General features: G+C 63.4%; 28 protein-coding genes. 14 read left to right on the forward strand and 14 right to left on the reverse strand.

Going from position 1 to position 24,375, the window contains the following annotated elements; all coding sequences use genetic code 11:
* The first annotated feature begins 103 nt into the window (after positions 1-103).
* Entirely contained in the window at positions 104-760 is a 657-nt protein-coding gene (gene radC / locus HWN36_RS07810) for a RadC family protein (RefSeq protein WP_246269876.1), read from the forward strand.
* Between the two features lie 13 nt (positions 761-773).
* Complete coding sequence (locus tag HWN36_RS07815) at positions 774-1,658, forward strand: cation diffusion facilitator family transporter (protein WP_176788831.1); 885 nt, start codon at positions 774-776, stop codon at positions 1,656-1,658.
* 551 nt (positions 1,659-2,209) lie between these two features.
* On the opposite strand, the gene HWN36_RS07820 is transcribed toward HWN36_RS07815, so the two are convergent.
* Together HWN36_RS07820 and HWN36_RS07825 are read right to left on the reverse strand one after the other, a co-directional pair.
* Positions 2,210-3,160 carry an IS5 family transposase gene (locus tag HWN36_RS07820; RefSeq protein WP_176787388.1) on the reverse strand — a complete coding sequence of 317 codons (951 nt, stop codon included), beginning with the start codon at positions 3,158-3,160 and terminating at the stop codon, positions 2,210-2,212.
* 245 nt (positions 3,161-3,405) lie between these two features.
* Positions 3,406-4,005 (reverse strand): flavodoxin family protein, encoded by a 600-nt coding sequence (locus HWN36_RS07825; protein ID WP_176788832.1) that lies wholly within the window; start codon positions 4,003-4,005, stop codon positions 3,406-3,408.
* A gap of 95 nt (positions 4,006-4,100) precedes the next feature.
* Here HWN36_RS07825 and HWN36_RS07830 point away from each other — a divergent pair, with 95 nt between their 5' ends.
* The 5 genes from HWN36_RS07830 to HWN36_RS07850 all read left to right on the forward strand — a co-directional run bounded on the left by HWN36_RS07830 (position 4,101) and on the right by HWN36_RS07850 (position 5,851).
* The gene (locus tag HWN36_RS07830; RefSeq protein ID WP_176788833.1) at positions 4,101-4,325 is read left to right on the forward strand and encodes a zinc ribbon-containing protein; all 225 of its coding nucleotides are present in this window, start codon (positions 4,101-4,103) and stop codon (positions 4,323-4,325) included.
* A 45-nt stretch (positions 4,326-4,370) separates the two neighbouring features.
* Positions 4,371-4,496, forward strand: coding sequence for a desulfoferrodoxin FeS4 iron-binding domain-containing protein (locus HWN36_RS07835; protein ID WP_004040626.1), 126 nt, complete (start codon positions 4,371-4,373; stop codon positions 4,494-4,496).
* Between the two features lie 3 nt (positions 4,497-4,499).
* Positions 4,500-4,844: a carboxymuconolactone decarboxylase family protein gene (locus HWN36_RS07840; protein WP_176788834.1), complete on the forward strand. Its 345-nt coding sequence runs from the start codon at positions 4,500-4,502 to the stop codon at positions 4,842-4,844.
* A 5-nt stretch (positions 4,845-4,849) separates the two neighbouring features.
* Positions 4,850-5,488, forward strand: a complete 639-nt coding sequence (locus HWN36_RS07845) for a peroxiredoxin (protein WP_176789602.1) — start codon at positions 4,850-4,852, stop codon at positions 5,486-5,488.
* A 117-nt stretch (positions 5,489-5,605) separates the two neighbouring features.
* Entirely contained in the window at positions 5,606-5,851 is a 246-nt protein-coding gene (locus HWN36_RS07850) for a hypothetical protein (protein ID WP_176788835.1), read from the forward strand.
* On the opposite strand, the gene HWN36_RS07855 is transcribed toward HWN36_RS07850, so the two are convergent.
* Complete coding sequence (locus tag HWN36_RS07855) at positions 5,848-6,528, reverse strand: hypothetical protein (protein ID WP_176788836.1); 681 nt, start codon at positions 6,526-6,528, stop codon at positions 5,848-5,850. The genes HWN36_RS07850 and HWN36_RS07855 overlap by 4 nt on opposite strands.
* A 113-nt stretch (positions 6,529-6,641) precedes the next feature.
* Here HWN36_RS07855 and HWN36_RS07860 point away from each other — a divergent pair, with 113 nt between their 5' ends.
* A complete protein-coding gene (locus HWN36_RS07860; protein WP_176787388.1) occupies positions 6,642-7,592 on the forward strand; it encodes an IS5 family transposase in 951 nt (316 codons plus the stop codon).
* A gap of 25 nt (positions 7,593-7,617) precedes the next feature.
* Here the strand turns inward: HWN36_RS07860 and HWN36_RS07865 are convergent, their stop codons facing one another.
* Entirely contained in the window at positions 7,618-7,896 is a 279-nt protein-coding gene (locus HWN36_RS07865) for a hypothetical protein (protein ID WP_176788837.1), read from the reverse strand.
* Positions 7,897-8,269: 373 nt separating this feature from the next.
* On the opposite strand from HWN36_RS07865, the gene HWN36_RS07870 reads away from it, so the two are divergent.
* From HWN36_RS07870 to HWN36_RS07880, 3 genes are read left to right on the forward strand one after another with little or no spacing between them, the layout of a single operon-like run.
* Positions 8,270-10,507, forward strand: a complete 2,238-nt coding sequence (locus tag HWN36_RS07870) for a PAS domain S-box protein (RefSeq protein ID WP_176788838.1) — start codon at positions 8,270-8,272, stop codon at positions 10,505-10,507.
* A gap of 39 nt (positions 10,508-10,546) precedes the next feature.
* Positions 10,547-11,164 (forward strand): flavodoxin family protein, encoded by a 618-nt coding sequence (locus HWN36_RS07875; RefSeq protein ID WP_176788839.1) that lies wholly within the window; start codon positions 10,547-10,549, stop codon positions 11,162-11,164.
* Positions 11,154-11,777, forward strand: coding sequence for a flavodoxin family protein (locus tag HWN36_RS07880; protein WP_176788840.1), 624 nt, complete (start codon positions 11,154-11,156; stop codon positions 11,775-11,777). Before HWN36_RS07875 ends, HWN36_RS07880 begins: the two co-directional genes overlap by 11 nt.
* Here HWN36_RS07880 and HWN36_RS07885 read toward each other — a convergent pair.
* Complete coding sequence (locus HWN36_RS07885) at positions 11,752-12,354, reverse strand: zinc metalloprotease (RefSeq protein WP_176788841.1); 603 nt, start codon at positions 12,352-12,354, stop codon at positions 11,752-11,754. The genes HWN36_RS07880 and HWN36_RS07885 overlap by 26 nt on opposite strands.
* A 77-nt stretch (positions 12,355-12,431) precedes the next feature.
* On the opposite strand from HWN36_RS07885, the gene HWN36_RS07890 reads away from it, so the two are divergent.
* Entirely contained in the window at positions 12,432-12,716 is a 285-nt protein-coding gene (locus HWN36_RS07890) for a chorismate mutase (RefSeq protein WP_176788842.1), read from the forward strand.
* Between the two features lie 4 nt (positions 12,717-12,720).
* Here the strand turns inward: HWN36_RS07890 and HWN36_RS07895 are convergent, their stop codons facing one another.
* Positions 12,721-15,186 carry a U32 family peptidase gene (locus HWN36_RS07895; RefSeq protein ID WP_176788843.1) on the reverse strand — a complete coding sequence of 822 codons (2,466 nt, stop codon included), beginning with the start codon at positions 15,184-15,186 and terminating at the stop codon, positions 12,721-12,723.
* Positions 15,187-15,372: 186 nt separating this feature from the next.
* Between HWN36_RS07895 and HWN36_RS07900 the strand changes: the two genes are divergently transcribed.
* Together HWN36_RS07900 and HWN36_RS07905 are read left to right on the forward strand one after the other, a co-directional pair.
* Complete coding sequence (locus HWN36_RS07900; RefSeq protein WP_218133214.1) at positions 15,373-15,663, forward strand: carboxymuconolactone decarboxylase family protein; 291 nt, start codon at positions 15,373-15,375, stop codon at positions 15,661-15,663.
* 52 nt (positions 15,664-15,715) lie between these two features.
* Entirely contained in the window at positions 15,716-16,351 is a 636-nt protein-coding gene (locus tag HWN36_RS07905; protein WP_176788844.1) for a type I 3-dehydroquinate dehydratase, read from the forward strand.
* 249 nt (positions 16,352-16,600) lie between these two features.
* Here HWN36_RS07905 and HWN36_RS07910 read toward each other — a convergent pair whose 3' ends face one another.
* Genes HWN36_RS07910 through HWN36_RS07945 form a run of 8 tightly spaced genes read right to left on the reverse strand, consistent with a single transcriptional unit; the run spans position 16,601 to position 24,360 of the window.
* Entirely contained in the window at positions 16,601-17,611 is a 1,011-nt protein-coding gene (locus HWN36_RS07910) for a chorismate synthase (protein ID WP_176788845.1), read from the reverse strand.
* Complete coding sequence (locus tag HWN36_RS07915) at positions 17,608-18,957, reverse strand: shikimate kinase (RefSeq protein ID WP_176788846.1); 1,350 nt, start codon at positions 18,955-18,957, stop codon at positions 17,608-17,610. Before HWN36_RS07915 ends, HWN36_RS07910 begins: the two co-directional genes overlap by 4 nt.
* Positions 18,954-20,216, reverse strand: a complete 1,263-nt coding sequence (gene aroA, locus HWN36_RS07920; RefSeq protein ID WP_218133215.1) for a 3-phosphoshikimate 1-carboxyvinyltransferase — start codon at positions 20,214-20,216, stop codon at positions 18,954-18,956. Before aroA ends, HWN36_RS07915 begins: the two co-directional genes overlap by 4 nt.
* Positions 20,207-21,016: a prephenate dehydratase gene (locus HWN36_RS07925; protein ID WP_176788847.1), complete on the reverse strand. Its 810-nt coding sequence runs from the start codon at positions 21,014-21,016 to the stop codon at positions 20,207-20,209. The genes aroA and HWN36_RS07925 overlap by 10 nt, the downstream gene beginning before the upstream one ends.
* Entirely contained in the window at positions 20,998-21,822 is an 825-nt protein-coding gene (locus HWN36_RS07930; RefSeq protein ID WP_176788848.1) for a prephenate dehydrogenase/arogenate dehydrogenase family protein, read from the reverse strand. The genes HWN36_RS07925 and HWN36_RS07930 overlap by 19 nt, the downstream gene beginning before the upstream one ends.
* Positions 21,823-21,824: 2 nt before the next feature.
* On the reverse strand, positions 21,825-22,796 hold the full coding sequence (locus HWN36_RS07935; RefSeq protein WP_176788849.1) for a 3-dehydroquinate synthase II: 972 nt from the start codon (positions 22,794-22,796) through the stop codon (positions 21,825-21,827).
* Complete coding sequence (locus tag HWN36_RS07940; protein ID WP_176788850.1) at positions 22,793-23,575, reverse strand: 2-amino-3,7-dideoxy-D-threo-hept-6-ulosonate synthase; 783 nt, start codon at positions 23,573-23,575, stop codon at positions 22,793-22,795. Before HWN36_RS07940 ends, HWN36_RS07935 begins: the two co-directional genes overlap by 4 nt.
* Positions 23,572-24,360, reverse strand: coding sequence for a 2-amino-3,7-dideoxy-D-threo-hept-6-ulosonate synthase (locus tag HWN36_RS07945; protein ID WP_176788851.1), 789 nt, complete (start codon positions 24,358-24,360; stop codon positions 23,572-23,574). Before HWN36_RS07945 ends, HWN36_RS07940 begins: the two co-directional genes overlap by 4 nt.
* Between the last annotated feature and the right edge of the window lie 15 nt (positions 24,361-24,375).

Raw genomic sequence — 24,375 nt, forward strand, 5'->3', positions numbered from 1 at the left:
GACATCGAGGCCGAAAAGCATCCTTTCCTGAAGAGAAGAGTCCAGACAGACGGGTGAGATGAGATTCGAAAGGTTCTATACCGGCGGGGCAGAATCTGCCCTGATGAAAAAGATGCGCGATGTCCCTGACGGCGACCGGCCGCGGGAGAAAATCGCCGCAAAAGGCGCCGCGGCCCTCACCGAACGCGAGCTCATCGCCGCGATCATCGGCCGCGGCGTGGCCGGGCGGGACGTGCTCGAGATCGCGCGGGACATCGAGGGGGTGATTGCCGACTCGGGCGTCCCGGCATATGCCGATCTCGTCGGCGTTTCCGGCGTCGGGGCGGCGAAGGCGTGCCAGATCGCCGCCGCCTTCGAACTCGCCCGCCGGCGCCTGACGCCCGAAGAAATACGGATATCGGCCCCCACCGACGTTCTGCCCCTGGTGCGCCACCTGGCCGACCGGAAACAGGAGTACTTCATCTGCATCTCCCTCAACGGCGCCGGCGAGGTGATTGGCAACCGGGAGGTGACAAAAGGGCTCATCAACTACAGCCCAGTCCACCCGCGGGAGGTCTTCGCCGACGTCCTCACCGACCGGGCGACCTCGGTGATCTTCGTCCACAACCACCCGTCGGGCAGCCTCGAACCAAGCCGCGAGGACATCGCCATGACCGGACAACTCGTCGCCGCCGCCGGGATCCTGGGGATCAGGGTGCTCGATCACATCATCGTCTCGCGCAAAGGGCACACCTCCATGCGGGAGCGGGGGCTGCTCTGAGGAGAGACGAAGAATGACCGAATACAACCGGGTCCAGCGGGTGCTCTGGGTCATCCTCGGCCTCAACATCATAGTCGCCCTTGCGAAAGCGATCTTCGGCCTCCTCGCCGGTTCGATGAGCATGGTCGCCGACGCCCTTCACTCATCCTTCGATTCGGCCTCGAACATCATCGGGATCGCCGCCACCCGCGTTGCCGGGCGCCCGCCAGACCGGGACCACCAGTACGGCCATGCGAAGGTCGAAAGCCTCGCAACCCTGATCGTCGGCGGGATGCTCCTCCTCACCGCCTACTGGGTGATCAGCGAGGGGGTCGTACGCCTGAGCGCGGGAGCGGCGCCCGAGATCACCGGGATCACCGTCGGGGTGATGGTGGCGACCCTTATCATCAACATCTTCGTTGCATGGTACGAACGGCGGATGGGCGAAGAATTGCAGAGCAGTTTTCTCATCGCCGACTCCGAGCACACGAAAAGCGATGTCTACGTCTCCCTCTCGGTACTGGCCGGCTTCGTCGCCGTCAGCGCCGGATATCCGGCGGCAGACCCCGTAATCGCCCTTGCGATCGGGGCCCTGATCGGGAAGATGGGCCTTTCCATCATCAGGGAGGCGGGCATGGTGCTCACCGATGCCGCCACCGTAAGGTGCGAAGATATCGTCAGGAAAAGCGTGCCCTCGATACCCGGTGTCCGGGGCTATAATCGGTTCAGGTGCCGCGGCGGTGCGGGCGACCTTTTCGCCGACATCCACGTCACCGTCGACCCGGAGATGAGCGTGCTCCACGCCCACGAGATTGCCCGGGAGGTCGAGGCCGTCCTCAAAGAGCAGGTGCCAGGCATGAAGGAAGTGATCGTCCATATCGAGCCGGTAACGGAGAATGGAACTGAGATACAGGGCTGAACGGCAGGAAAGAGGGGTACAGAACACCGCAGGGTTTCGTCTCTTCGCGGCCCATTGCATGGAAGCGGGACACAACGGCAACAGGCCAGAAAAAGAGGTTATTTCGGCTCTGTTGAATCGCACATGAGTCCGGGAAGGGGACGCAAGCATACCCCATGAAATGTTTTTCATGGTAAACCCGCCTGCCGAGGTTGATCTCTCTCCTGTAATCGCAGGGAAGGAGCGCAGATCCCCCGCCTTCCCCATACTGCTTGCCGGGGGTTTCACCCCCGGACCCCCATTGCGATGGGCCCCGGGAAGAGCGACCAGAACATCCAGGGAGATGGAGAGGGCCATATCCCCACCTATCCTGAGCGGGGGTCCGGGGGCGGTAGTCCCCTGGCTCAAGAACGCCGAAAGAAGATTTCAAAAAAGCCGTTATTTCCGGAGAATTGCGATTAACTCCTCCCTGCCATCAGATACTCGCTCCCGACTGCCCTCTTCCCCTCGCTGTTCAGCCGTTTCCTTCCTGAACCCCTGCATTTAGAGGGTTTTTTGGATTTTCTCGAGAGCTATCGCTCGGCAGCTTGCGCTTTGAGGGTAAGAAGTTGCCTGAAGTTGAAATTCATGCAGGAGAAGATGTTCTTGACGTGCACTCTGGCAACCGTCGTGACCATGAGGTGGCCTGCATGGAACACCCGCTTGATCACGGCAAACGGTCGTTCCACCAGCGATCGTGTTCTGCTGATGGCCTTGTTCCGCCGGTTCTCCTTGATGGAGAGGGGATGGTTGCGAACGGCCCGGTGCATGGTCTTGTCCATAGATGCCTGCGGTTTCACCCCAAAATAGCCTTTATCGCGATAGACCGTCTCACCTTCCCGGGAGAGATCGATCCTGCTGTCATGGAGTGACGCCGTGGTGGTCTCAATCCGGCGGATCAGCTGACTGTCCTTGTCGAGCAGGATGTGAAGTTTGTACCCGAACTGTGACTTCGAGCCCTTCTTGGCCCAGGTGCCGTCGCGGCTGCGCCGCGTCTCTGCCTGATCTCCCCGGGGCGTGCCGGCAGGAGCATGCCCGGGATCGGCGGTGATGAACGTCGCGTCCTGCATGACACCGCGTTTGATGGCGAGCCCTTGTACTTCGAGTTGCCGCTGGAACTCATCCCAGATCGCGGTATCCTTCCCGGTTTGCGCCAAGCGTTCCCGGAACAGCCAGACCGTCGACCGATCCGGAATGGTTTCCGGATATCCCAGGAAGTGACGGAACGAGATCCGGTCGGTCGCCTGACGCTCCAGTTCGGGGTCAGACAGGCCATACCACTGCTGAAGCACCAGCAGCCGGATCATCAGAACGACGTCATAGTTCGGACGGCCGCCTCGCCCCTCGGCGTTGGTGTAGAGGTCAGCAAGGAGAGGGCGGAAGGCATCCCAGTCGATCAGACCGCTGACCTCACCCAGCCGATCACCCAGAGCTGCAAGGCTGGCATATTCGTGGTGGATCGCGAAATTGGTAAACGTGCTCATGGGAAAAAGGTCGATCCGGGACTATAAAGTACTTTGGGTGAGGTGGGGTTGTTCGAAATTCTCTCCGGATCTTTGCCCTTTCACGCGGGTGGTTCGCCTGGCACAGGCACCCCGATTAACCGCCGTCCCCTCCTCCCCGCGCCCGGAGGTTCTTAAGCCCGGACCCCACGAACGATCAGGACGGGCAGGCGGAGATGCGATCCAGAAAGGGAGGGGGGTTCACCCGCACAAAGGAGCGAAGAGCCTTATTTTTCCCCGACGATCCTGCAGAGCTCCCTCCCCTTCTCGTACGCCGCCGCCACGATCTCGGGGCGGGTCCTGATGTCGCGCACATGGTCCATGTCCCGCTGGAAGATCCCCTCCCAGTACGGGCAGTCGATGATCTCGCAGAAGGTCTTCGTAGTCTGGAGGGCTCCGTCGAAGTTGTCTGGCAGGTTCATCCCCGAGATGCTGATAAAGAGTGTTTTTCGTTGCTTTCGGCGCTCTTTCGAGATGAAGGGCTCCTTACGCATATACTTCGCCATATAATAGACCTGAAAACGGTCCATAAACGATTTCAGTTTCCCGGGGATCCCCATCGTCATGATCGGCGTGGCGATGATCAGACCGTCCATCTCCCGAAACTTCCGGTAAAACGGGGTGACGTCGTCCTGCATCCGGCAGTCCTCGTGATCCATGCAGTGGAGGATCTCCATGCAGGGCTGGAAATTCAGGTACGGCACCATCACCCGCTCAACCTCACAACCTTCCTCTTCCGCCCCTTCGACCGCTTTATTGAAGAGATATGCGGTGTTGCCCCCCCTGACCGGGCTTCCGAGGAGGGCGATGATCTTCTTCTTTCCCATGAAAAAGAACCTCAGTGCGCTCCTATATCTAGTTATTCCTGCCCCCTGCAAAAGCCATAAATAGGGCAGTGCACTATTCTCGATCTGGTGAAACAGTGACCGCAAAAGAACCACAGAAAGTGAAAGCAGGAGAAAAAGTCGGCCCGGGAACGTACGTCTGCATTGACTGCGGGCGGGAGCTGAAAGTGACCGAGGCCGAGAAGGACCTGGTCAAGTGCCCGAGCTGCGCCTGTGAAAACTACCAGTGCTTCCCAATGACGCACATCAGGCCCGACATCAAGACGCCTGAAGACGCAGTTCACCCGCCGAAACGAAAGTGAAACCGGGACGAATCCCGGGCGTATGACCCTGAGGACGTGGAGACGATGGTCAACGTGGAAGAGGTAGGGCAGGTCTTCATCTGCGAGATCTGCGGAAACGTCGTTGAAGTCAGAGAGGTGGGAGGAGGCGAGCTGATCTGTTGCGGCGAGCCGATGGTCCTCCAGGAGTGAATCATGGATGAACAAATGAAAGAACTGGAAGAGGAGATCGGCAAGATCCCGAAGATCTTTGCCGAACTCAAGGATGTCGAGCCCGAGATCTACGAGAAAGTGATGGGCATCGACCAGCTCGTCTGGGCCGACGGGGCCCTCTCGAAGCAGACAAAGAAGGTGCTGGCGATCGCCATTGCAGCGGCACTCAGGGACCGTCATGCAGTGCGGGCGCAGATGGCCGGCGCGAAACATATCGGCGTCAAGAAGCAGGAGATAGAAGAGGGGCTCCGCGTGGCATTCCTCCTCGCCGGGATGCCCGCCTATGTCTATGGGAAGACGGCGCTTGAAGAGATGATGGGGAAGTGACAGAGGTGGAAGAGCTGCACGCCCTCCCCATCATCGGGGAAAATGCTCCTGAGTTCGAGTGCGTCACCACGCACGGGCCGATGAAACTCTCAGACCTGCGCGGCAAATGGGTCGTGCTCTTCTCGCACCCGGCGGACTTCACGCCGGTCTGCACGACCGAGTTCATGGCGCTTGCACGCGCGAACGAGGAACTCGAGACCATGAACGTGCGGCTGATCGGCCTCTCCATCGACAGCGTCCACTCCCACCTCGCCTGGGTCAGGAGCATCGAGGAGAAGATGGGCGTGAAGATCCCCTTCCCGATCATCGCTGACCTCGACATGGGGGTCGCAAAGAAGTTCGGGATGATTCACCCGGGAACGAGCAACACATCGACGGTCCGCACGGTCTTCTTCATCGATCCCGAGGGGAAGATGCGGGCGATGATATATTACCCGCTGACAAACGGGCGCTACATCCCTGAGATCATCAGGTTGATCAAGGCCCTGCAGGTGACCGACCAGTTCAAGGTCTCGACCCCGGCAAACTGGCAGCCCGGCGACCAGGTCGTCGTGCCTCCGCCAAAAACGGCCGAGGAGATGGAACGGCGGAAGGGCGAGGGCTACGACTGCAAGGACTGGTACCTCTGCTTCAAGCAGATCTGATCTTTTTTCATGGGGCGGGAGCTCCCCGCTCCCCTGCCGGTGACGCGCCAGAGCAGGCGCGTTTAAGACGCCGGAGAGTTACAGGTAGTATATAGAAGGGTCATGGCAGTGATTTCCGTGCTCTGTCTCAGCGCGTCGCGTGAGGGAGAGCCAGGGCCGGCAGGAGATGAGGAAATCGTCGTTACGACGGCAGACACCCTCGAAGATCTCCTCAGCCTGGCGGCATCCCGCCCCTTTGACGTCGTGATGATCCCGGCCGATCTCGCCCTCACACCGGTTTTAAACCTCCTCGAGGCTCAGTACTTCTCTAATTCCTTCCTCCCTCTCATTTCATTCAACGGCGTTTCTCGCTCCCTTTCCTAAACAGGATACCTTAACACAGGAATGGCTCTGGCACCCCTCATCGATGTGCGGATCGCCTCCCAGATTATGCACATGAAGGAGCTGAACCGGAAGCCGCGCACCTCAATGGTTTGTGGTCCCTGTTTCACGAGGGAAAAGTGCTTCCAGAGTATATCGATCCAGATATTCTTGAGGAGGAACGATATTATGGCGTAGAGATACCGGATGACCGGGTTTTTTGTGCTCGTACGGGGTTTCACCTGGTTGCGCATCCGATAGGACGATTCAATCGAGAACCTGGACCGATAGGTCTGATGGACCCGATGGGGATTCCACCGGAGGTTTCCCACGACGTAACCCAGATTCTCAACGCCGCGCTTACCCCGTTTTCCTTTTGCATACTTCACGGCAATCGCAATCTTCAGGACCAGCACCGGTTTTCCGTGCATCCGATATTCAGCATACCGGGAGTGGGTTCCCTGGAGGACTTGTTTCATCCTTTTCCCGTGTTTCCTGACAGGAACGATGAACGGCACCTGGACGTCCATCAGAAACCCGAGCACCTTCCGGGTGTAGAACTCCCGATCCAGGCAGAGAACTTCGATGCGAAGACCGAGTTCAGTGATCCGATCGAGACATTGCGCGATGTATCCGACCTTCGAGGTATCCCGGCGCACCGGGAACACGGCCAGCGTCATCTGCCGGTTCCTGGTGGTCACATACAGAGTGATGTAGGAATAAAACTCATGAGAATTTCGAACAACCCCACCTCACCCAAAGTACTTTATAGTCCCGGATCGACCTTTTTCCCATGAGCACGTTTACCAATTTCGCGATCCACCACGAATATGCCAGCCTTGCAGCTCTGGGTGATCGGCTGGGTGAGGTCAGCGGTCTGATCGACTGGGATGCCTTCCGCCCTCTCCTTGCTGACCTCTACACCAACGCCGAGGGGCGAGGCGGCCGTCCGAACTATGACGTCGTTCTGATGATCCGGCTGCTGGTGCTTCAGCAGTGGTATGGCCTGTCTGACCCCGAACTGGAGCGTCAGGCGACCGACCGGATCTCGTTCCGTCACTTCCTGGGATATCCGGAAACCATTCCGGATCGGTCGACGGTCTGGCTGTTCCGGGAACGCTTGGCGCAAACCGGGAAGGATACCGCGATCTGGGATGAGTTCCAGCGGCAACTCGAAGTACAAGGGCTCGCCATCAAACGCGGTGTCATGCAGGACGCGACGTTCATCACCGCCGATCCCGGGCATGCTCCTGCCGGCACGCCCCGGGGAGATCAGGCAGAGACGCGGCGCAGCCGCGACGGCACCTGGGCCAAGAAGGGCTCGAAGTCACAGTTCGGGTACAAACTTCACATCCTGCTCGACAAGGACAGTCAGCTGATCCGCCGGATTGAGACCACCACGGCGTCACTCCATGACAGCAGGATCGATCTCTCCCGGGAAGGTGAGACGGTCTATCGCGATAAAGGCTATTTTGGGGTGAAACCGCAGGCATCTATGGACAAGACCATGCACCGGGCCGTTCGCAACCATCCCCTCTCCATCAAGGAGAACCGGCGGAACAAGGCCATCAGCAGAACACGATCGCTGGTGGAACGACCGTTTGCCGTGATCAAGCGGGTGTTCCATGCAGGCCACCTCATGGTCACGACGGTTGCCAGAGTGCACGTCAAGAACATCTTCTCCTGCATGAATTTCAACTTCAGGCAACTTCTTACCCTCAAAGCGCAAGCTGCCGAGCGATAGCTCTCGAGAAAATCCAAAAAACCCTCTAAATGCAGGGGTTCAGGAAGGAAACGGCTGAACAGCGAGGGGAAGAGGGCAGTCGGGAGCGAGTATCTGATGGCAGGGAGGAGTTAATCGCAATTCTCTCATTTGTTGACTTTTTACGCTTACTTCGCACGATATAGGCCTCATTCTCCTCATCGGTTGACCCGTAGTACGGATCGTTGGTAAAGTCAATCGCAAACTGATAGGCGTACCCAGGTTTGAGGACGTGGTGCATATGGGTGGTGAGGATCGAGGTGTTATTCTGTTCCAAATCGGCCATATCGAGCTTTTTGAGGTGGTAGCGAACGGACGTTTCGCACGGTACCCGATCCAGGATGTGGGTGATTGAGTGAACTGACTGATTCATTACAGCCATGCCGACCAGAGAAGAAATCAAGTCCGTTTGAGTGAGTTTTCCCTGAATGGGAATGGTTAGATGCTGATCCAGTGCCGAAACAACAGGGGCGCAACAGTCTTTAGGTTTCAGAATGTTGCTCTTTCTGCAGGTCACCCTCGATTTAGGTAAAGGCATGAGGGGAAGCCTGCAATCTATATAGATCTTTCGATTTTGGGCGGGCTTCGGGCGGTAGAGGGGGATTTGGGGTTTCTAAAATTAGCGAAGTACTGAGGCTCCAGGAGGCGCGCCTCCCCTGGTGGTTGCCTCCTCAGAAAAGGGCACCTTTGTCATCGATTTCAGAGCCCATGACAGAAGCGAAGGCGGCATTGCCCTGACCGTCAGGGAAGCGTACCGGGCGCGCATGGCAGAGCGAGATCTGCAGGAGCGGGAGAGGCAACTCTCGACCCTCCTGAGCAACCTGCCGGGCATGGCATACCGCTGCGAGAACGGCCCGGACTATACGATGACGTTCGTGAGCGAAGGGTGTTTCGACCTCCTGGGCTATGCCCCCGGCGATCTCGTCGGGAGCCGGACTGTGGCATACGGCGACCTGATCCACCCGGACGACCGGGCGATGGTCTGGGAGGAGATCCAGAAGGCGCTCAAGGAACGCGGGTCCTTCAGGATCACCTACCGGATCAGGAAGGCCTCGGGAGACGAGCGCTGGGTCTGGGAACAGGGGAGAGGAATCTTCGCCCGGGACGGCAGCCTCCTCTCCCTCGAAGGCTTCATCGCCGACGTCACCCATCTGGTGCTGACGACCGAGCAACTCAGGAGACGGGAGCTCGAAGAGAAGGCGATCCTGGACAACATCCCTGACATCGCCTGGCTCAAGGACGAGGACGGTCGCTACATCGCCGTGAACAGGGCTTTTGAACAGGCTGTCGGGAAAACGGCCGGCGAACTCGCTGGACGGACAGACCGGGAGATCTGGCCAGGTTACATCGCAGAGCGCTATATGAGCGAGGACCGGGAGGTGATCGCCTCGGGAAAAAGGACGTTGTTCATCGAACCGTTTGTCAGGGGCGACGGCCTTGAGATCTGGGTCGAGACGGTGAAGACCCCGATCTACGACCACAACGGCAGGGTGGCCGGGACCGCCGGCATCTTCAGGGACATCACCGCACGGCGTGCGATGGAGGAGGCGCTGAGGAAGAGCGAGGAGCGTCACCGCATATTTCTCCAGAACTTTCCGGGGATCGTCTTCAAGGTCGATTCAAGTCTTCATCCTCTCTGGCTCTCGGGCAATGTGGAGGGGATCACCGGCTATACCGCCGACGAGATCGTCAGCCCGGGGGTGGGGGTCGACAATTACCTTCACCCGGGCGATGTAGAGTCAGGCAGGGAGTTTCTGGAGGAGATCCTCACGAGCGGAAAGGAGAGCGCCGCCGACTTCAGGATCGTCAGAAAGGACGGTGCGGTCAGGTGGGGGCACATCCGCGCACAGAGGGTCAGGGAGGCGGAAGGGAGAGAGACCAGCATACAGGGGGCGATCTTCGACGTCACCGAAGGGAAAGAAGCGGAGAAGAAGATCCGCGACCTTGCAAAGTTCCCTGAGGAGAACCCCGGCCCGGTAGTGCGGGTCGACCGGGGCGGAAGGATCCTCTACGCAAACGGGGCAAGCAGAGATCTTCTGAAGACCTGGGGAACGGAGGAAGGGGGCGTTCTCCCGGAGACCTGGCAGGAGGTGGTCTCCAGCTCATTCGCATCGGGCCGGATAAAAAGACGGGACGTCGCCGTGGACGGATCAGATTTCACCATCACCTGCGTCCCGGTAGCGGGTGCAGACTATGCCAACCTCTACGGGATCGAGATCACCGAGCGGAAGGTGATGGAGATCGCCGTGCAGGACGCGAACAGGAAGCTCAACCTCCTCAACAGCATCATCCGCCACGACCTGCTCAACCAGATCACCGTCCTCCAGGGATACATCGACCTGACCGAGCAGTCAGGGGAGGGAGGGCCGTATCTCGGCCGGATCGCCGATGCGACCGAGCGGATCCGGCGCCAGGTAGAGTTCACCCGGGACTACCAGGAGCTCGGGGTCAAAGGGCCGATCTGGCAGGATGCATGCGCCGCGATGAAGAGGGCCTTCGCCTCTCTCTCTCCGCCGGGGATCGCCCTCGAATGCATGATAGATACCGGTCTTGAGGTCTTCGCCGACCCGCTGCTGGGACGCGTCTTTTACAACCTGGTGGATAACACCGTGCGCCACGGCGCAGGGGCGCAGACGATCAGGTTCTCGGCCGAAGCCTCAGGTGGCGGCATCTCCCTCCTCTACGAGGACGACGGCCCGGGCATTCCCATGGAAAGAAAAAATAGACTCTTCAAATGGCCTTATGGAAAAGATAAGGGCCTCGGCCTCCCCCTCTCCGCCGAGATCCTCTCCCTGACCGGGCTCTCGATCAGGGAGGAGGGGACGCCGGGCCAGGGCGTGCGCTTTGTGATCTCGGTCCCACCCTCACGGTTCAGGTACCGGGAAGAACCTGCCTGACCGCCAACCTTTTTTCCCGGCAGGGAGATAGGAGAAGCGATGCCACTCCATGTCCTCGCCATTGCTGGAAGTCCCCGGCGGCACGGGAACTCAGAGACGCTCCTTGACCGGGTCATCGCCTCCATACGGGAGGAAGGCGTCGAGGTCGAGAAGGTCGCCCTCGCCGATATAAAGGTGAACCCCTGCAGGGGGTGCAATGCCTGCGAGAAACTGAACAAATGCGTGCAGAGGGACGATCTCGACTGGCTGGGGCCAAAACTTCTCGACGCCGACTGCGTGATCCTGGCCGCACCGATCTACTGCATGGGGATCTGCGCCCAGGCGAAGGCGCTCATCGACCGGGCGCAGGTCTTCAGGTCGAGAAAATATGTTCTCAAACTTCCGGTGGTGCCGCCGGAGCGAAAGGGAAAGCGGCTCGGCGTGTTCCTCTCGACGGCCGGGCAGAAATGGGACTACGTCTTCGACGCCGCCGTCCCGAGCGTCAAGTGCTTCTATCACGTGATGGAGATCAGGAATGCCGATATCTCGTACCTGATGGTCAACGGCGTCGACCTGGCCGGGGAGATCGAGGCGCACCCGACGGCAAAGGCGGACGCCGCGGCCCTGGGAAAAGATCTGGTGAAAACGATGCGGGAGAGGTTTGGCGATGGCAATTAAGGTGCTCGGCATTTCTGGAAGCCCGCACCGCCACGGGAATACGGAGACCCTCCTGGACGCATTCCTTGCCGGGGCTGAAGGGGCCGGTGGCGAGGTCGAGAAGGTGGTGCTCCGCGACCTGCACTACACAGCGTGCCGGGGCTGCAACGCCTGCCACAAAACCGGGGCCTGTGTCGTAAAGGACGATCTCACCGCGCTCTTCGAGAATATCCTGGCCGCCGACGTCCTGGCACTCGCCTCGCCGATCTACTCGATGGGGATCACCGCCGACCTCAAGGGGCTCATCGACCGGGCGCAGTATCTCTGGGCGCAGAAGTTCGTGCTGAAAAAACTGTACTTCTCGACCGAGCACATCAAACGGCACAAAGGAGTGTTCATCTCGACGGCCGGGCAGAGCTGGGACAATGTCTTCGATTCGGCCTATCCGATGGTGACCGCCTTTTTCAACGGCACGGGCTTTGAGTACTACGACAACATCATCGCAAACAACATGGACGAGTACGGAGGGATCAGGGGACACCCTACTGCCCTCGCCGAGGCAGGAAAAAAAGGGGAGGAGGTCGTCCGGGAGGTCGCCTCCCTCCTCTCTACAGGAACATCAGAGCGCCGATGAGGGCGCCGAGCGAGGCGACGAAGAGGACGGCAAAGACGGCAGGGTTCCACGCAAGGACCTTTTTGCCGTCGAGCACGCTCACCGGGAGCATGTTGAAGGTGGCGATCATCGCGTTGATCTGGACGCCCATCAGCCCGATCAGCAGGAGGATGTACTCCCCGAAGATCCCGCCCGCAAGGAAGAGCCCGTAGAAGACGGCGCAGAGGGCGAGGTTCGTGACCGGCCCGGCGGCCGAGATGATCCCGTTCTCGCGCTTCGTCGTGGAGCCGTAGATGACGGTGGCCCCGGGGGCGGCAAAGACGACGCCGGCGAGGGCGGCCAGGATCACAGCCACGATGAGCATCGTGTTGTCCTTCCGAAACTCAGCCCAGTATCCAAAGTGCATGGCGGCGAACTTGTGGGCGAGTTCGTGGAAGACGAAACCGACGCCGACCGTCAGGAGGGAGACGGCAAAGAAGAGCACGAATGCGCCCGGGTTGAAAGTGCCCCTGACATAGAGAAGGCTGAATGCAACGGCGATGGCGGCCCATGCGATCAGCAGGTCGCGCCGTTCGCGCTGCGGGATTCTCTCAAGCATATAAAAAGATTGGCTGGCCGGAGTATTATCCTTGTTGGGGCGGCACCGTTTTTATCCAGGCGTGCCGATCTTTTCCCATGACAATCGAGGAGATCAGGAACGATATCGACCTGCTGGACAGCAGGATCATCAGGCTCATCGCCGAGAGACAGGGGATTGCAGGCAGGATGGCCCATGAAAAGTATCTTGCCGGGCTGCCGGTCAGGGACGAGGAGCGGCGCGAGGCCCTCCTTGACCGGATCTTCAACGAGGCGGTGGAGCAGAACATCGACCCGGTGATGGTCAGGCGGATATTCGAGATCCTGATGGATATGAGCGAGGAGCGGCAGCACGAGTGCATCGGGGAGGGAAACCTCCCCTGAGGATTCACTCTGTCCCACGCAGATAGGACGAGGCGGTGATCCCGCCGAGCGAACGTTTTTTTGCCTCCTCTTTGAGGCGGGAGAGGAGAGCGCCCTCCCCCGCACGCCCGATTCCAGAAAGGGCCTCGCGATAGATCGCCGTTATTTCCCCGGCATAGGCGGCCCCGCGGCCGCGGGCGTCCACGGCGACGCCGCCGACACCGGCGGCGAAGATCGCCGGGAGGTGGTCGATCAGGCAGGTCTCGACGGCGTTGCCGATATGCGCCCTGCACTCACGGTCAGTCCGCACCGGAAAGATCCGGCCGCGGCCATCCCGTAGCGCCCATGCATCGCCGCTACAGCCCGCAGGGCAGCCGAGGGCGGTAGCCGGGGGGCAGTCCTCGGTGACCATCGCTTCGGTTGTCCCCTGCACAACGACCTCCATCGCAGGGGAACCGGGGGGAAGGCGGGCAACGAGGCCCCTGATATCCGCCCCTGAGACCTCGGGGGAGAGTGTGAGGGCGGTAAAGCCAGTGTGGCTGAGGGCGGCGAGGTGGTTCCAGACGTTCAGCCCGGCCCCGCCGAAAAGTGGCATGGAAGGCGAACGCTCTCTGACGGCGCCGGCGCAGCCGTGACCTGAGACCATCACCCCGGCGATGCCGGGTGTATCAAGCAGGGGCAGGGCGGCGTCGAGAAAGGAGCGACGCGCGATCCCGGGCCACACCCATACGAGGGGAATGCGACCGGCAGTTTTTGCCGCGTGAGAGAGAATTTCTCCCGTGCATTCGACCGGCTCGAAATAGATGCGATCGGCGCCGGCGGCACCGGCGGTCCCGATCCCTTCGACGGTGTCGGTATAGACGGAGAGTGTTGGGGTGACGGGTAAAGGGCGCCCCCCTTCCGCGGCGATCTCAGGGAGTGCCTCCTCATATCGCCGCCGGGCGGCGTCGAGGGCATCAGGCGAGGGGCGGGCCGCCGCCCGAAGAGCCTCTTCGGCCGCTTCGAAGAGGCTCCTCCTGAGGGCGTTCAGGTAGGATGGGGGGGCGAAGAGCCCGCCAGGATAGTGCAGGGCGAGATCCCCGATGAAAAACTGGGTGCCGCCGCTCTTTCGCAGGTGGTCGGCGATATCGGCGGCGGCGAGCGGACGGGTGCGGGCCGGCCCCATCGGGGTGGGGGCGCGCACCTGCACCCGGACGGCGGCGCGGCGCGGCAGGGTGCAGACAGCCTCGATCACCGGCGTGCCGTCCTCTTCCCATCTCATCTCCGCGTCGATCCGCACCGCCTGCCGCCCCAGCCTGATCGTCTCCGCGGCCCGCTCTTCAAGAGAGGCGGACCTGGTGATCGAGACAACGGCGCCCACCGCCGCAGTTTCAGGAGTCCTCAAACGGATCAGGCCGTCACGGACCCTCGGGGTGCCGCGGACCACAAGCCCGAATGAACCTTCAGGCGAGGTGACGGCAAGGCCGTCGCCGTTGCCTGGAACGAGCGGGCCGTCGAGGGCGACCGTCGCCTCCATCAGGCTGTGCGAGAACGCCGTCACCTTCCCGACGGCCACCCCACGGTTGTCAGGGCGCTCCGGGCCGATCAGATCGCGGTGCCGGACGCCCGAGAGATAACCGGTAGTAAAGCCGCGGGTGAAGGCGAGGGCGAGGTCCAGCGTGTCCTGTGCCGAGGGGACGAACCGCCCCTCAGAAATCGCGTCCATGGCCCGCCGGTAGATCCCGGTGACGGTGGCCACATAGGTCGGAGACTTCATCCGCCCTTCGATCTTCAGGGAGGCGACCGGCGCCCTGACGACCCGGTCCAGGATCGGGTAGAGGCAGAGGTCCTTTGTGGAGAGGGGGTAGGGGCCGGCGCCCCGGACCGGGCGCAGATCAGTCGGACGGCCGTAGCGGTCGGGCGCACCCCTCAGGAGGGTGTAGGGCTTGCGGCAGGGCTGGGCGCAGGCACCCCGGTTCCCGCTCCGCCCCCCGATCAGCGACGAAAGGAGGCACTGGCCCGAGTAGGCATAGCAGAGGGCGCCGTGGAGAAATACTTCCAGTTCAACGCCGGTCTCCTTGACCACCGGCCGCATCCCCTCGATCTCCTCGAGACCGAGTGCGCGGGCGAGCACCACGCGGCCGATCCCCTGCGCCGCCGCCCACCGCACCCCCTCAGCAGAGGTGACGGTCATCTGGGTCGAGGCGTGGACGGGAAGGTCAGGGACGATCCGGCGGGCAAGGGCGAGCACACCGGCGTCCTGGACGAGGACGGCGTCGACACCGATCTCGTAGAGGAAGAGGAGATACGCTGCAACCGCCGGGAGTTCGGTGTCGTGGACCAGGGTGTTGAGGGTCACGTGCACCGCCACGCCGCGGGCATGGGCGTAGTCCACCGCCTCTTTCAATGCGGCGTCGTCAAAGTTCGCTGCATACCGCCGCGCCGAGAAACGCGTGCCGCCGAGGTACACCGCATCGGCTCCGGCCGCTACCGCGGCGACGAGCGCCTCCATCGAGCCTGCGGGCGCGAGGAGTTCAGGGATCTCTGCGAATTTCGTGGGGAAGTATGGGGGCGGCGCGGTTATAGCCCTTTCAGGCGGCGGTGATCAGCCAATATCGGCACCAGAACAGAATATAAACCATATATTATTGCCGGAATTGCCGAATCTCTTAGATAAGTCCAGCAGACGATCAGAGATGTGGCAGCGTTCGACCCCGCGCTCTGGAATGCCTTTGCAGGATTTGCGGATGAGGCCTCAAAAGAGGGCGCCCTGCCGGAGAAGTACAAAGAGATCCTCGGCGTCGCCCTCGCGGTCGCCGAACACTGCTCGTTCTGCATCGCAATCCACGCAAAGGCGGCGATCGCGGCCGGTGCATCGCAGCAGGAGATCATGGAGGCCGGATTCATGGCGGTCCTGATGGGGGGCGGACCGTCGATGGCCTATCTCAGGTACGTGATCGACGCCTGCGACGAGTTCGCCGCCGAATAACCGGCGATGCAGGGACAGGCATATAACCCCTGAGCGTCTGATACCTGAGTGTATGAAGATCGTCGTCTCACTGACGAGTCCTGACGAGATCCAGAAAGCGGTGGCCCTCGGGGCGGATCTTATCGAGCTCAGGCTCGATCTCATGGATGAAGACCTTTCAGCGGCGATGGCCGGGTGCAGCAAGGCGTGCGCGGCCCCTCTCATCGCCACCCTGAGGAGTCAGGAGGAGGGGGGCACCTTCACCGGCGACCCTGACCGCTGGTTCTCGATCGTTCAGCCCTTCCTCGACCTCGTGGACTACGTGGACGTGGAACGGCGGTTCAGGCGGTTTGCCCCCCTCATACGCTACCAGCACCTCCAGGTCATCGCATCGGCGCATATCAACTACATGCCCCCTCCCGACGACCTGAAGGCGATCGAGCGCGACCTCAGGTCCTTCGGAGATATTCCTAAAATCGCGGTCACGCCCTCGTCTCAGCGCGATCTCCTCGACCTCCTCGCCTTCACGCTCGATGTAGAGAAGCCGGTGATCACGAGCGTCCAGGGGGCAGAATTCAGGTATGCCAGGACCTTCCTCCCGTTCTTCGGGTCGGAGATGGTCTATTGCCACATCGGCACCCCGACGGCACAAGGGCAGTACGACATCAGGGAACTGCAGCAGCTGAAAGAACTGCTTATCTATCACTGAATCCCTCTCTCACCATTCTTCCAGGAAATAGAGGGGCACCGGCAGATACCCATTTTTTTGCACCCCCTGTTCATCTCGCAGAAACCCTCACGAAGAGAACGTCCGCCTGTCCACGCGAAGGCGCGGAAAAACGAAGCCCGGGTCTGCTCCCATTAACTTTGCGGCTATACCTGAGATCGTTCTTCCAGGAAATCGCACGAAAAAATCCGACGAAAATACCCCAAAAAAATGCCGGGAGAACAGACGGGGTTATTTCCCCATCTGCCCGGCAACGCTCCAGCCATACGCCCGCCCCTCCAGCAGGGCGTCGACGAGCACGAGGGCGAGCATCGCCTCCGCTACCGGGACGAGCCTGAAGGCGATGCAGGGGTCGTGCCGCCCACCGATCGCGATCTCCCGCTCCTCCCCGCGGATGTCCACGGTCCTCTGCGGGAGGGCGATCGACGGCGTCGGCTTCACCGCCAGGCGGACGACGATCTCCTGGCCGGTCGAGATCCCGCCGAGGATGCCGCCGGCGTGGTTGGAGAGGAAACCCGCAGCGTCCATTTCATCGTTGTTCTCCGAGCCGGAGAGGCTGGCGGCACCGAAGCCCTCCCCGATCTCGACGCCCTTCACCGCCCCGATCCCCATCATGGCGCCGGCGATGGCGGCATCGAGTTTTCCAAAGACCGGGCTGCCGAGACCGGCCGGGACACCGGTGGCCCGCACCTCGGCAATCCCGCCGACCGAGTCGCCGCGTGCCTGCGCAGTCCGCACCTCATCTTCAAAGCGTTCAGGGTCAGAGATCCCGTGTACCTCACAGACCGAACCGGCGATCGAGATCCCTTCACCCCTGAGGACGGCCAGCGCCACCGCACCGGCCGCCACCCGTGCAGCCGTCTCCCGGCCCGAACTCCGTCCGCCGCCGCGGTGGTCGCGGTTACCGTATTTCATCAGGTAGGAATAGTCTGCATGACCGGGCCTGAAGACGTCCCTGAGGGAGTCATAATCCCGGCTCCGCACGTCCCGGTTCCGGATCAGGAGGGCAATCGGGGTGCCGGTCGTCAATCCTTCAAAAACGCCTGAGAGGATCTCCACCTCGTCGGCCTCGGCGCGCGGCGAGGAGAGGGGGCCGCCCGGTTTTCTGCGATCGAGCAGGGGCTGAATATCGGCCACAGAGAGCGGGACGCTGGAAGGGCAGCCGTCGACGACGGCGCCGATCGCCGGGCCATGGCTCTCCCCGAAGGTGGTGACACGGAAGATCCGCCCGAAGGTGTTCATTCTTCAAGCACCCCCCTGACGGTTTCCGGCTCCACCGCAATGCCGGTCATATGGAGGAATTGTTCGCAGGCCTGATAGACAAACATCTCGGTGCCCGGGATCGTCAGGCAGCCGCGGGCCCGGGCCGCCCGCAGGAGCGGGGTCTCTGCCGGGGTGTAGACGAGGTCGAAGACGGTCATCGAGGGGTCGAGGTCGCCGGGGGAGAGAAGCGAGCGGGGATCGCCCGCCATCCCGACCGGCGTGGCATGGACGACGAACGCCGGCCTGATCCTTCCAAAGTCCCGGAGAGAGCCGGCACCGCAGCCGAAACGGGAGGCGAGCGCCTTTGCCGCATCCACATTCCGGGCGAGCACCGTCACCTCGCACCCGAGGTCCAGGAGGGCGTAGACGGCGGCAGCCGCTGCACCCCCGGCGCCGAGCACGACCGCCGGGCCGGGCGGCACGCCCTCCAGCGGGCGGCGCACCCCGGTCCAGTCGGTGTTCGAGGCCGAGACCTCACCGCACCGGAGGAGGAGGGTGTTCGCGGCACCGATCGCCTCCGCATGGGAATCGGCCAGATCGGCCGCGACAAGGGCCGCCTCCTTGTGCGGGATCGTCACCGAGAGTCCCTGCACGCCGAGGGCTTCCACCCCGGCAAGGATCGCCCCGAAGTCCGGGTGCCCGAGCCAGGTGTAGTGCGCATCGATGGCGTAGCGCTCGAAGAGGGCGTTCCAGAGCGGCGGGCTTTGGCTGTGGAGACAGGGGTGACCGGCGATCGCATAGAGGTGGGTCGTGTCCCGGAGGGCCGCAAGCCGCCCGGCCTCGCCTTCGGGCATCTCGAACCCGGCAAAGCCTGCCCGGTCGCGCCGCCGCCCCTTGAGGAGGGCGAGCACGGCGAGGGCGACCTCGCCAGGCTGAGATGTACCGGTATCGACGCAAAAATCGGCCCCTCGACGGTAGAAGGGGCGGCGCACTGCAAGGAGCGCCCCGACCTCCTCCTCAGGCGAGAGGGAGGTGAGGGGCGGGCGATCGGAACCGCCGATCCGTCCGCAGATCGTTTCTGCGGAGGCTTCGAGGAGGACGATGGTCCCGCCCTTCCTGAGGGCGGCGACATTCGCCGGGTCGAGCACCGCCCCGCCGCCGGTGCTGATCACGCCCTCGACATCGGAAAGCCCTGCGATCACCCGGCGTTCCAGCGCCCGGAACCCGCTCTCCCCGGCCGAGGCGAAGATCGCCGGTATCGACGCCCCGGCCAGCCGTTCGATCTCTGCGTCGGTATCGATGAAGGGGAGACCGAGACGGCGGGAGAGCAGTCTGCCGACGGTCGTCTTGCCCGTGCCCCGGTAGCCGGTCAGCACCACCTTCATAGGAGCCCGGCCTCCTGGAGAACATTCCAGAATTGGGGGAACGACTTGTCCACGCACCCGGCGCCTGTCACGCGCACCCCGCCGGCGCCAAGGCCGATCACGGCGGCGCTCATCGCCGTGCGGTGGTCGTTCTCCGGGTCCACCGTCGCACCGTGCAGGGGGCCGGGAGTGATGGTGACGGCGTCCTCCTCCACCGCCACGCGGGCGCCGACGCTGCCGAGCACCCGCTCGATCGCCGCGATCCGGTCGCTCTCCTTATACCGCAGATGGGCGATGCCGGTGATCCGCGTCGGCCCGCGGGCGAAGGCCGCAACGGCCGCAAGAGTCTGGACGGTGTCAGGGGCCGCGGCCATATCCACCTCGATCCCATCGAGGTCACCATTGGACTCCAGGACGATCCCGTCCTCGCCGTACCCCGCCGACGCCCCCATCATCTCCAGCGCCTCGACAAAACGTCGGTCGCCCTGGAGGGAGGCGGGGTCGAGGTTCTCCACGACGACCCGGCCGCCGCAGACTGCCCCGATCGCAAAGAAATACGAGGCCGAGGACCAGTCGCCCTCGACCGCATAGGTGCGCTGGCCGTAGACGCCGGGTGGCACGGAAAAATGCTCGCCATCGCGCCGGATCGAGACGCCGAACGACCTCATCACCGCCGCCGTCAGGTCGAGGTACGGCGCCGAGACCAGCGGGGGGATGAGGGTGAGGTCAAGCCCTTCCTCCCAGCAGGGGGCTGCCATCAGGAGGGAGGAGACAAACTGGCTTGATATATCGCCCCTGATCACGGCGGCGCCGCCCCTCGCCGGGCCGCGGACGGTGATCGGGGGGTAGCCTGAACGCACCGTGTAGCCGACCTCGCCCCCGAGGGCGGCGATCGCATCTCCCAGGGGTCCGACCGGGCGTTCCAGCATCCTGGCACTCCCGGTCAGGGTGACCGGGAAGGCGGAGAGGGTCGCAACGCCGGCAAGGAGGCGCAGGCTTGTGCCCGAGTTTTTCAGGTCGAGCGTGACCGGGCTGCGGGTCGGGAACCGCCCGCCGCACCCCCTGACCAAGAGACCGTCGCCCTTCGCCTCCACCGTCACACCGAGGGCCCGGAGGCCCTGGCTGGTGAGGGTGGTGTCCTCGGAGGCGAGGGGGCGCAGGATTTCGGAGACACCATCGGCAAGGGCGGCGGCGACGAGGGCGCGGTGGGTGAGGCTCTTCGAGGGCGGGGCCGCAACGCGGATCTCCACGCCCGACCGCCTGGAGAGGTTCACCTCCAAGCGCCCACCTCCAGACGCGGGTAGCAGCCGAAGGGCTTCACCTCGGCGAGGGCGGCGAGGCCCTTCAGCGCCTCCCCCCACTGCGGCACCGCCTCGCCGTCGAGGAAGAAGACGTAGCGCCCGATCCCGCGTTTCGCCGGGCGGGACTCGATCCTGGTGAGGTTGATCTCCAGCCGCGCGAACACCGCAAGGAGATCGGCGAGCAGGCCGGTGCGGTCGGTCCTCGGGTCGAGGAGGACCGAACACTTGACCGCATCCTCCCCCCCATACGGCCGCTTTGAGATGACCACGAACCTGGTGGTATTCTCCGCGGCGTCCTGGACGTTCTGCTCGATGACCGGGACGCCGGCGCGGAACGCCGCCTCTCTCGTCGTGATCGCCGCTGCACGACTACCGGGCAGCACCGCCCGGGCGCTCGCCGCATTCGAGGGTGTGTGGACCACCGCCACCCCGAGGGCGTCGGTCAGGCGGGAGCATTGCTCATGGGTCTGGGGATGGGCATAGAGCAGGTTGATCTCCTCTTTTTTCACAAAAGAGGCAAGATGATGACGGACCGGGAGATAGACCTCGCCGGTGACGAACACGGGGTGCGCCAGAAGTCCGTCGAGGGTAGGGCCGACACCTCCGGCCTCGCTGTTCTCGATCGGGACGAGGCCGTCGCCCAGACCTGCGGCGACATGGGCGAAGACCGCCCCGATCGTCGGGAGGAGGAGGACCTCGTCTGCAAGGCGGACAGCCAGCGTGTGGGAGAACGTCCCCTCAGGGCCGAGGGCGGCGAGTTTCAACGGTCTGCCAGGCATCGCACCAGCGCCTCCGAGTCTTCTGTCGCCTGCGGGATGTACGCCCTGAAGAATGCAGCGTCCGCATCGAAGATACGCCTGAACGCCTCTTCGTCGCTCCCTTCCACCGCCTGCCTGAGTTCCCCGGCGGCCTCTTCAAAGGCAGCGAGCACCGCCGGCACCGCCGGGTTCTCCTGCAGGATCGGGCCATAGAGGGCGGGGTCCTGTCCCAGGATCCGACCGACAAGGGCGGTCTCGATCCGGTAGACCGGGCTTGTTGCGGCGAGCAGGGCGTCAAGGTCGACGCCGAGACGGCGCATCGTCCCGGCGACGGTCAGGGTCGCAAAATGGGCGAGCCCCTGCACCACAGCCATCAGGCGGTCGTGCTCGGCCGGGTCCATCACCCTCACCGCCGCTCCAGCCGCCCGGAAGATACCGAGCACCTCCTCGGCCCGTTCAGGCGAGATCCGTGCCGGACAGGCGATGATCGTCTGCCCGTGCAGGGAGGGGACCGATGGGCCGAACATCGGGTGCAGCCCGAGGACGGCGGCGTTCGTCTCCAGCATCGCCGCAACCGGTGCGGCCTTCAGGGAGGTGAAGTCGCAGAGCACCTGCCCCTCGCGGAGGAGGAGAGCGATCTCGCGGATCACCTCGACCGTGCTCCCGATGGGCACGGAGACGATGACCACGTCGCATCCTCGGGCAAGGTCGGTGTTCGAGAGAGGGGTGTGCCGCCCTGAGACCGAAACCCGGTGCCCGGCCGCCGCAAAGACCCGGGCGAAGAGGGAGCCCATCCCGCCGGTGCCGCCGATAATACCGATATGCATCCTTAAGTCTCCGTGATCGTCTCCTCGACCGCCATGCCGAAATGGCGGCCCTTCGCCATGGCGCACCCCATGACAACGTCGCCTTCCTTCAGGGCGGCGACCGATATGGGGCCGGACTGGCCCATCAGCCGCACGGTCTCGGCGTTCTGGAGGACGAGCCCGGCTTTCGCGTTCCCGGCCCCGGCCTCGACCAGGAGGAGGGGGCGGCGCTCGATCTTCACCCGCCCGACCGCCGCCTCGGCGGTGGCGCCGGTCGCATCTGCAACCAGAACGGCGTCGCCCGCCCGCACCTCGGAGAGGTACGAGGTCCGTCCGTCAGGGCGGAGCAGGTAGGCGTGGACCGCCCCGGCGTTCACCCTGAAGGGCCGCGGGGCGACGTACGGGTTCTCCGCCGTCTCGGCAAGCACGAGCAGGAACCCCGACGAAGTGTTGCCGAGGAGCATCCCCTCCCCTTCGGCGAGGAGGGAGCAGGTGTCGATGCAGGCGCGGTCGCCCATCCCGATCTGGCGGACAGCAGTGACGGTGAAGGGGACGATCGCAAGGCGCGGGCTCTCCGCCTGCACGGCGGCGGCGACGCGGCCGACCTCGAGAGGATCGCCGGTCTGGAGCAGCACGCCGGCGACGCCCTTCTCAAGGATGCCGAGGGCGAGTTTCGCCTCCTCTGCATTCCTGACGACAGCGACGACGCGGTCAGAGGCCGCCACCAGGTTTTCGAGCGGGATGATCGTCCAGTCAGACGTGGAGACGACGAGCGTTGCACGCCCTGCCTCAGGGAGCGGCGAATCGGGCGTCACCTCGGCAAAGACGACGTCCGTTCCCGGCACCAGGTCGCCGTCGGGTGCGATCGTCGTGATCCGGCCGAGGGCTCTCGCATCGGCGGCCGCACCGACGACCAGCGCCTGGGCACCGGCCTCGATCGCCGCCGTGGCGATCTCCTTGTTCCAGGGGCGCACGTCCACCCAGAACTGTTTCATTGGCCCTCCAGTGCGGCGTCGGGGGCGGTCCCCTCGTGGACGACCCGGCAGAGCGCCCGCACAAAGGATGCTGGCTCGTCACGCTGGAAGGCGTTTCTCCCGATGCACACCCCGGACGCCCCGGCAAAGACGGCGTCCCTGATCGCCGAGAGGGTGGCGAGATCGCCGGCCTTCTCCCCGCCGGCGATGAGCACCGGCACCGAGCAGGCGGCGGTGATCTCGGCGAATGAGACCGGATCGCCGGTGTAGTTCGTCTTGATCAGGTCGGCGCCGAGCTCCTCGGCGACCCTGACGCAGTGGCCGACGGCCGCGGGGGAACGCGGGTCGATACCCTTGCCCCGCGGGTAGATCATCACGAGGAGCGGCATCCCCCAGCGGGTGCACTCCTTCGAGACCTCGCCGGCCGCCTCGATCATCCGCGACTCGTGCGGCGCCCCGAGGTTGATGTGGATCGAGACCGCGTCGGCGCCGAGGGCGACCGCCTCTTCCACGGTGCAGACGAGCACCTTGTCGTCGGGGTCGGGGTTCAGGGAGGTCGAGGCCGAGAGGTGGACGATCAGCCCGATGTCCCGGCCGTGGCCGCGGTGGCCCGCCTTCACCATGCCCTTGTGCATCACGATCGCATTCGCACCGCCCTCGGATACGGCCGCAACCGCCTCGGGCATCCGCCTCAGCCCCTCGATCTGGCCGAGGGTGAAGCCGTGGTCCATCGGGACGATGACCGTCCGTCCGGTGTTCCTGTCCATAATCCGTTCGAGACGGATTGCCTTTCCAATCATTTCACCATCTCCAGCGCCTCTTCTGCGCTCAGTCCGCCGTGCACGATCGCCGCCGCCGCCCTGATGAAGAGGTCGGGGTGCGGGTGCTGGAAGGCGTTTCTCCCGATGGAGATCCCGGCGGCGCCGCCCTCCATCGCCCCCTCGATCAACTGCAGGGTCGAGAGGTCGTCGGTCTTCGATCCCCCGGCGACGACCACCGGCACCGGACAGCCCCGCGTTACTTCCCGGAACGAGTCCGGGTCCCCGGTGTAGACGGTCTTGACGATGTCGGCGCCGAGTTCGGCACCGGCCCGCGCCGCGAGGCAGACCGCTCCGACATCCTTCTCGTCGGCGATCTTCGCCCCCCGCGGGTACATCATCGCCAGCAGGGGCAACCCCCACTCCATGCACTCCACGCCGATCCTGCCAAGGTCTACGAGCATCCGCGCCTCTGAAGGAGCGCCGATATTGATATGGACCGAGACGGCGTCGGCGCCCATCTTCAGGGCGTTGGTGACGGTGTTCACGATCACCTTCTCGTTCGGGTCGGGCCCGAGGCTCGTGGAGGCCGAGAGGTGGAGAATGAGCCCCACGTCCCGCCCGCTCTGCCGGTGGCCGTAGAGGGCGAGGCCCGGGTGGCCGAGCACGGCGTTTGCTCCGCCGGCGGCGACGAGGTCAACGGTCTTTCCCATATCGATGAGCCCGGGCATGGGCCCGGCCGTCACACCGTGATCCATCGGTACGATGATCGTCTTTCCGGTGTTCCGGTCCATGATGCGTTCCATCCTGATCTGTTTTCCTCTCATGATCAACTCCTCCCC

The sequence above is a fragment of the Methanofollis tationis genome (assembly GCF_013377755.1).
In the GTDB taxonomy this organism is placed as follows: Archaea; Halobacteriota; Methanomicrobia; order Methanomicrobiales; family Methanofollaceae; genus Methanofollis; species Methanofollis tationis.

What these genes read in the sequence shown, in the direction of transcription:
- HWN36_RS07945 (WP_176788851.1), bottom strand. Translation starts at nt 24,360, where the DNA reads ATGAGAGGAAAACAGATCAGGATGGAACGCATCATGGACCGGAACACC.
- HWN36_RS07895 (WP_176788843.1), bottom strand. Translation starts at nt 15,186, where the DNA reads ATGGAGGCGCTCGTCGCCGCGGTAGCGGCCGGAGCCGATGCGGTGTAC.
- HWN36_RS07925 (WP_176788847.1), bottom strand. Translation starts at nt 21,016, where the DNA reads ATGCCTGGCAGACCGTTGAAACTCGCCGCCCTCGGCCCTGAGGGGACG.
- HWN36_RS07930 (WP_176788848.1), bottom strand. Translation starts at nt 21,822, where the DNA reads ATGCATATCGGTATTATCGGCGGCACCGGCGGGATGGGCTCCCTCTTC.
- HWN36_RS07905 (WP_176788844.1), top strand. Translation starts at nt 15,716, where the DNA reads ATGAAGATCGTCGTCTCACTGACGAGTCCTGACGAGATCCAGAAAGCG.
- HWN36_RS07825 (WP_176788832.1), bottom strand. Translation starts at nt 4,005, where the DNA reads ATGGGAAAGAAGAAGATCATCGCCCTCCTCGGAAGCCCGGTCAGGGGG.
- HWN36_RS07880 (WP_176788840.1), top strand. Translation starts at nt 11,154, where the DNA reads ATGGCAATTAAGGTGCTCGGCATTTCTGGAAGCCCGCACCGCCACGGG.
- HWN36_RS07935 (WP_176788849.1), bottom strand. Translation starts at nt 22,796, where the DNA reads ATGAAACAGTTCTGGGTGGACGTGCGCCCCTGGAACAAGGAGATCGCC.
- HWN36_RS07815 (WP_176788831.1), top strand. Translation starts at nt 774, where the DNA reads ATGACCGAATACAACCGGGTCCAGCGGGTGCTCTGGGTCATCCTCGGC.
- HWN36_RS07840 (WP_176788834.1), top strand. Translation starts at nt 4,500, where the DNA reads ATGGATGAACAAATGAAAGAACTGGAAGAGGAGATCGGCAAGATCCCG.
- HWN36_RS07885 (WP_176788841.1), bottom strand. Translation starts at nt 12,354, where the DNA reads ATGCTTGAGAGAATCCCGCAGCGCGAACGGCGCGACCTGCTGATCGCA.
- radC (WP_246269876.1), top strand. Translation starts at nt 104, where the DNA reads ATGAAAAAGATGCGCGATGTCCCTGACGGCGACCGGCCGCGGGAGAAA.
- HWN36_RS07835 (WP_004040626.1), top strand. Translation starts at nt 4,371, where the DNA reads ATGGTCAACGTGGAAGAGGTAGGGCAGGTCTTCATCTGCGAGATCTGC.
- HWN36_RS07875 (WP_176788839.1), top strand. Translation starts at nt 10,547, where the DNA reads ATGCCACTCCATGTCCTCGCCATTGCTGGAAGTCCCCGGCGGCACGGG.
- HWN36_RS07820 (WP_176787388.1), bottom strand. Translation starts at nt 3,160, where the DNA reads ATGAGCACGTTTACCAATTTCGCGATCCACCACGAATATGCCAGCCTT.
- HWN36_RS07890 (WP_176788842.1), top strand. Translation starts at nt 12,432, where the DNA reads ATGACAATCGAGGAGATCAGGAACGATATCGACCTGCTGGACAGCAGG.
- HWN36_RS07940 (WP_176788850.1), bottom strand. Translation starts at nt 23,575, where the DNA reads ATGATTGGAAAGGCAATCCGTCTCGAACGGATTATGGACAGGAACACC.
- HWN36_RS07860 (WP_176787388.1), top strand. Translation starts at nt 6,642, where the DNA reads ATGAGCACGTTTACCAATTTCGCGATCCACCACGAATATGCCAGCCTT.
- HWN36_RS07910 (WP_176788845.1), bottom strand. Translation starts at nt 17,611, where the DNA reads ATGAACACCTTCGGGCGGATCTTCCGTGTCACCACCTTCGGGGAGAGC.
- HWN36_RS07855 (WP_176788836.1), bottom strand. Translation starts at nt 6,528, where the DNA reads ATGACGCTGGCCGTGTTCCCGGTGCGCCGGGATACCTCGAAGGTCGGA.
- HWN36_RS07915 (WP_176788846.1), bottom strand. Translation starts at nt 18,957, where the DNA reads ATGAAGGTGGTGCTGACCGGCTACCGGGGCACGGGCAAGACGACCGTC.
- HWN36_RS07865 (WP_176788837.1), bottom strand. Translation starts at nt 7,896, where the DNA reads ATGGCCGATTTGGAACAGAATAACACCTCGATCCTCACCACCCATATG.